Consider the following 4,285-nt stretch of genomic DNA (forward strand, 5'->3'; position numbering starts at 1 on the left):
CCCCGAGCAGGACCATGGAGCCGCCGGCCGCGTTGTCGCCGATCGTGTCCGCCAGGGTGCTGGACACCTGCTTGATGACGCCGGTGTCGATGAGCCCGCCGATCATGATGAACAGGCCGGCGAAGAAGGCGAGGGTGGGCCACTCGACCTCGCCGAGCACCTCGCTGGTCTCGGTGGTGGAGACGGCGATGAGGAGTCCTGCGCCCAGGAGGGCGACGATGCTGGGTTCGTAGTGCAGTACCGGGTGGAGGACGAAGCCGACGATGACGAGGGCGAGGACGATCAGGCCCTGGATGAGCAGTCGCGGACGCTTGATGGCCTCGCGTTCGTCGAGCTCCATGATGTCCGCGGCGCGGTTCTCGTCGTAGACGAACGTCTTGCGGAAGAGGAAGCGGCACAGGGCGAGCAGGACCACTATCAGGACCGCGCTCAGGGGAGCGAGGTGGACGAGGAAGTCGTTGAAGGTGAGTCCGGCCCGGCTGGCGATGATGATGTTGGGCGGGTCGCCGACGAGGGTCGCGGTGCCGCCGATGTTGGAGGCGAGGACTTCGGCGGTCAGGAACGGTGCGGCGGGCAGCCCGAGCCGCTCGCACACCAGCAGGGTGACGGGGGCGATCAGCAGCACCGTGGTGACGTTGTCGAGCAGGGCGGAGGCGACCGCGGTGATGACTATCAGCATGGCCATGACCCGGAAGGGTCTGGCCTTGGCTCTCTTGACCGCCCAGATGGCCAGGTATTCGAAGAGTCCGGTCTTCTTGAGTACGCCGACGATCATCATCATGCCCATCAGCAGGAAGATGACGTTCCAGTCGATGCCGGAGTTTTCGGAGTAGAAGGCGGAGACGTCGTCGGTGGCGCCGATGGCGAGCATCAGGCCGGCGCCGCCGAGGGCGGCGGCGACGCGGTGGATCTTCTCGCTGATGATCAGGGCGTAGGTGCCGGCGAAGACGGCGATCGCGGCCCAGCTGTGCCAGTCGGTCATAGCTCCCCGTTGGGTCCGTGGTTCATCTGGCGGCTTTCAGCAGTTCGTTGAGGAGGTGTGCGGCGGTGATCACGCCGAGCAGGCGGATACCGTGCTCGTCGTCCCGCCGCGGCGACCGCCACCAGCGGGCTGCGTGCCTGTGCCATCAGCGCGGCCACCTCGACCGCGGTGTCGTCGGGGGCGGCGGCGGTGCGGCGCGGTGTGAGAGGCAGTCGGCGACCCGGCGGCCGCGCAGGCTCTCGCAGAGTCGGTCCGCGTGGCGTTCGTCGATCACCGCGGCCAGGGTGGGGTCCTCGAGCACATAGCCGGGCACCAGACCTTGATCAGCTGCGAGGCGGGCAGGATCGCCTGCGGTTCGTCCTCGGGGTCGAGGACGAGCAGACCGGGCAGCCTGTGCTCGGCCAGCAGCCGGGCGGCGGCCATCGCCTCGTCGTCGAGGCGGACCGACTCATACTGCTGTGCAAGGTCGCGTGCACGCATGGCAGGAGCCTTCTCTCTACGAGTGGTTCACGGGACGTCCTCAAGCCCCGGCGCGGATACTGCTCACGGTCCGCCCAAGCGGACACTGCTCACGGTCCGCCCAAGAAGTGGTGCATCAGCCCGGCTGCGGTGATTGCCCCCAGCAAGCGAACATCGCGACCTTCTGCTACGACGATCGCCACCAGGGGGCTGTGCGTGCGCGCCATCAACGCCGCGACCTGCACCGGTGAAGTGTCCGGGCCGACGGCGGGCGGCACGAAATGCCTCGGCAGCCACTCCGCCACGGTCAGACCGTGCAGCGCGCGCGGAAGATCGATGTCGCCGGCGGTCATGTCGCTCGCCAGTGCCGGCCCCACCACGTAGTCGGGCAGCAGGGCGCGCAGGAGTTGCGAGCCGGGGACGATCGCGTACGGCCGACCCTCCGGATCGAGGACCAGCAACGCCGGCAGACGCTCCCGGACGAGCTGACGGGCGGCCGTCAGGGCGTCGTCGTCAGCCGAGACGGACGGATACGGCTGCGCCAGATCACCCGCTCGCATGACTGCGTCCCTCACTGTGCGGTGCGGGTGGCCGCTGCGGCTGGCGCTTCGGCGGGGTGTGGTGGAAGTGGCCGGTCGCGCTCGTCGGGGATGCCGACCAGGTCATCGACGTGGAACATCCGCGCGATCGGCACATCCGTACTGCTGTGGGCGACGATCGAGAAGGCGATGCAGACGGCGATGAGGGTGAACGCCTCTCTGCCCTGCGGGATGTCGGCCTGGAGCACCAGCAGTCCGTAGACGACGGACGCGAACCCCTTGGGCCCGAACCAGGCGGCGGTCAGCTTCTCGCGGCGGGTGAAACGTGTACCGATCAAGGACAGCAACAGCGATGCCGGGCGGATCAGCACAATCGCCAGCACCACCGCTACGTATCCGCCCAGCGACAGATCCGCGAACAGACGTGGGGTCAGCAGTGCGCCGAACACCAGCAGGGCGGCGAACTTGGCCAGCTCCGCCAGCGCCTCACCCAGTGGCTCGAACGCCTCCTTGGCCTCTGGGGAGACGTGCACCAGCACCGCGCCGGCGGAGAAAGCGGCGAGGTAGGGGTTGGCGTGGGTGAGATGGCAGGCGGCGTAGAGGATCACCCCGACAGCCAGCGGCAGCAGCGGCTGCAACTTGGGCTCCGCCCCCAGCAGCCTGAGCTTCGACAGCTGCGCCACCAACAGCGGCCCCACGATGCCGAATGCGAGGCCGAGCGCCAGTTCCAGGGCGATCGCTGAGCCGTCCACCGAGTGGTGGCTGCTGGTGGACGCCGCGGCGATCAGGATCAGGACGACCGGCAGCGCCAGCCCGTCGTTGATGCCGCTCTCCACGTTCAGCAGCTGGCGGAGCTTGGAGGGGACTTCCTTGCGGCCCACGATGGCGGAGGCGAAGACCGGGTCGGTGGGCGCGAGAACAGCGCCCACCAGGAAGGACGTCGTCCAGTCCAGTCCGACGAGGAAGTGGGTGATCAGGGCCATTCCGACGAAGGCGAGCGGCATGCCCAGGCCTAGCGCGCGGGCCGGGTTCTTCCAGTTCGCCCGCAACTTGGCGAAGGAGACGTGCATCCCGTCGGTGAACAGCACAGCGAACAGCGCCAGGTCGGCCGTCACCGAGACGATCTCACTGTCCGGCGTGATGTGGACCAGCCCCAGAACACCGTCACTGACCAGTGCGCCGCCCACCAGGAAGAGGAAGGAGGTGGACAGTACGGTCCGGGCGGCCAGCCCGGATAGGAGTACGGCGATGAGCAGTGCGACACCGAAAACCGCGACCAGCACCATGAACAGGAAGCCCCCGATCGGAAAGAGAGTTCTCTCGTGTATCGCCGACCAGGCTTCCCGGCACTCCACACCCGAACTTACATGATCCTTACGTGTCATTGACAGAGCCTTGGCGGCCATGGCGTGCTGACAGCCAGCCGGTTGGCCCGATACGTACACGTTCGGCCGTTCTCCTCCCACCCCTCCGGCAGGGGCGTGCCAAGATCAGGTGAGAGCGTTCGTGCCGCTGAGTGAGTGCTGTCGAGGGAGCTCGCCTTCGTGACCGACACCGGCCACAGCCGATATGAGCCCGCTGTGCTCCATCCCCTGGCGAGGCTCCGGCTGCGCCGTGCCGGGGTCAAAGACGTACGTCTCACTCCCAACCGAGCGATGGTGACACTTGAGGGACCGATAGACAGCCAGCAGTCAGATGCACTGTCTGCACTGCTGCGGCAGTGGGGACAGGAGCATGGCCCTCGCGAGGTGGTGCTGGACCTCACGGCGGTGAAAAGCCTCACCACGGAAGGTGCCGGCTTCTTCTTCACAGCGCTTTACGCGCTGCGCCGGTCCGATGGTCGTCTGACGGTACGCGGTGCCAACCGCCAGGTGGCCGCCACCATCACCCGTCTGGGTCTGGCGCCGCTGACCTGATTGGAGCAACCGCGACGGAGCCTGTGAGAAGGAGCTGCTGCCCGGGGAAGCGGCGATCTCACACGCTTGCAGCTGTGTCCGGACCGGTATCGCTGCCGCGTCGGTGGCGCTGCCCGGGGATGCCGGCCAGCCGCTTCTCCATCCGGATGCGCCGCTCGTCGGCCTTGGCGCACAGGGCCCGCGCGGCCTGGTTGAAGCGGACCGACGACGGCGGTTCCGACGGGCCGAGCAGGTGTTCCTTCAGCTCGGCCCGCTCCGCCGCCAGGGTGTCCTTGGCCGGGTCGCGGACCGTGTCGAGCAGACCGGCCACGCCGGTGGCGTCGGGCGTGAGGATCGTCGCCGCCCGGACGGTCAGGAAGTTCGCCCGGAAGTCGTGCTCCGTCATCCCT

5 protein-coding genes and 1 pseudogene are annotated in these 4,285 nt (G+C 68.0%); 1 reads left to right on the forward strand and 5 read right to left on the reverse strand.

Going from position 1 to position 4,285, the window contains the following annotated elements:
• The 4 genes from AZE13_RS33175 to AZE13_RS33190 form a co-directional block, all read right to left on the reverse strand.
• A partial coding sequence (locus tag AZE13_RS33175) for an SLC13 family permease (protein WP_066940503.1) occupies positions 1-982 on the reverse strand: 982 nt, incomplete at its 3' end.
• Between the two features lie 270 nt (positions 983-1,252).
• Positions 1,253-1,462, reverse strand: coding sequence for a hypothetical protein (locus tag AZE13_RS38875; RefSeq protein ID WP_258528188.1), 210 nt, complete (start codon positions 1,460-1,462; stop codon positions 1,253-1,255).
• An 89-nt stretch (positions 1,463-1,551) separates the two neighbouring features.
• Positions 1,552-2,001, reverse strand: a complete 450-nt coding sequence (locus tag AZE13_RS33185) for a CBS domain-containing protein (protein ID WP_066940507.1) — start codon at positions 1,999-2,001, stop codon at positions 1,552-1,554.
• An 11-nt stretch (positions 2,002-2,012) separates the two neighbouring features.
• The gene (locus tag AZE13_RS33190; protein WP_066940513.1) at positions 2,013-3,266 is read right to left on the reverse strand and encodes a cation:proton antiporter; all 1,254 of its coding nucleotides are present in this window, start codon (positions 3,264-3,266) and stop codon (positions 2,013-2,015) included.
• A gap of 258 nt (positions 3,267-3,524) precedes the next feature.
• On the opposite strand from AZE13_RS33190, the gene AZE13_RS35195 reads away from it, so the two are divergent.
• Positions 3,525-3,896, forward strand: coding sequence for an STAS domain-containing protein (locus tag AZE13_RS35195; RefSeq protein ID WP_147264824.1), 372 nt, complete (start codon positions 3,525-3,527; stop codon positions 3,894-3,896).
• Between the two features lie 58 nt (positions 3,897-3,954).
• Here the strand turns inward: AZE13_RS35195 and AZE13_RS33195 are convergent.
• Positions 3,955-4,285, reverse strand: a pseudogene (locus AZE13_RS33195) (hypothetical protein); the annotation flags it as partial.

The sequence above is a fragment of the Streptomyces sp. NBRC 110611 genome, assembly GCF_001590865.1.
Classification (GTDB): domain Bacteria; phylum Actinomycetota; class Actinomycetes; order Streptomycetales; family Streptomycetaceae; genus Streptomyces.

Excerpts from the sequence above, each read along its gene's own strand:
- AZE13_RS33190 (WP_066940513.1), bottom strand. The coding sequence starts at position 3,266 with ATGGTGCTGGTCGCGGTTTTCGGTGTCGCACTGCTCATCGCCGTACTC.
- AZE13_RS38875 (WP_258528188.1), bottom strand. The coding sequence starts at position 1,462 with ATGCGTGCACGCGACCTTGCACAGCAGTATGAGTCGGTCCGCCTCGAC.
- AZE13_RS33185 (WP_066940507.1), bottom strand. The coding sequence starts at position 2,001 with ATGCGAGCGGGTGATCTGGCGCAGCCGTATCCGTCCGTCTCGGCTGAC.